The sequence below is a fragment of the Arthrobacter sp. GMC3 genome, from assembly GCF_002929305.1.
In the GTDB taxonomy this organism is placed as follows: domain Bacteria; phylum Actinomycetota; class Actinomycetes; order Actinomycetales; family Micrococcaceae; genus Specibacter.
In genome coordinates this window covers 1-555 of record NZ_PJIO01000137.1, presented here as the reverse complement: position 1 = coordinate 555, position 555 = coordinate 1, and the positions used below count along the sequence as shown (strand labels likewise).

1 protein-coding gene is annotated in these 555 nt (G+C 62.7%); it reads right to left on the bottom strand.

Translation table 11 applies throughout. The features are described 5' to 3' along the window. Positions 1 to 211: 211 nt before the first annotated feature. The coding region (locus CXQ94_RS24005; protein ID WP_146070426.1) for an SDR family oxidoreductase at positions 212 to 555 on the bottom strand (344 nt) is incomplete at its 5' end.

The following is a 555-nucleotide window of genomic DNA, read 5'->3' as shown; positions in this document are numbered from 1 at the left end:
TCATAGCCGTCGAAGATCAGCAGCAGTGCACAGAGTCACACGACGAGCCAGTGGAAGCGGCTGAAGCGCGCGTTATCGATGATTTCGTGAACATCTACTTTTCGCATGGCAAGACTCTCTATTGTTTTTGTTAGTCGCGGTCGGCCGCAGCAGTGAATCACCGCGCCGCCGAGGTGCCTTGGCGTTGTCCGGTCAGGCCGGTCTATGTGATTCAGCCGAGATCGCCACCACCCACCGGCAGGGTCACGCCGGTGATGTAGGACGCGTCGTCCGATGCCAGGAAAAGGATCGCGCCGGCCTGCTCGTCGATCGTCCCGTAGCGCTTCATCAGCGATGAATCGACGGTCTGATCGACGATCTGCTGGTACCAGATCTTTTCCTGCTCGCACTGCTCGGCTGCGTTGCGTGGAATACGCCGCGGTGGCGCCTCGGTACCGCCGGGTGCGGTGGCGTTGACGCGGATGCCCCGCTGGGCGTTCTCGAAGGCCAGGCACGCGGTCAGCGCATTGACGCCACCCTTGGCCGCACCGTAGGGCACCCGGTTGAGGCTGCGCG